This is a genomic window from Vibrio sp. PNB23_22_6 (genome assembly GCF_052877535.1).
The window spans coordinates 1-220 of record NZ_JBNFXP010000108.1; the positions used below are offsets into that span (position 1 = coordinate 1).

1 tRNA gene is annotated in these 220 nt (G+C 50.5%); it reads left to right on the top strand.

The window, feature by feature from the left end:
* Positions 1 to 147: 147 nt before the first annotated feature.
* Positions 148 to 220: transfer RNA gene (locus ACVA54_RS19810), tRNA-Pro, on the top strand.

Genomic DNA, 220 nt, shown 5'->3' on the forward strand with positions numbered 1-220 from the left:
TGGCTATAGCTCAGTTGGTAGAGTCCCGGATTGTGATTCCGGTTGTCGCGGGTTCAAATCCCGTTAGCCACCCCATTCTTTCCTTTTAGGCTAGAATGCGGTAGCATTGCTTCCCTTCTTGATGTTGAATCAAGATAAAACTTAAGTCGGTGAATAGCGCAGCTTGGTAGCGCATCTGGTTTGGGACCAGAGGGTCGGGGGTTCGAATCCCTCTTCACCG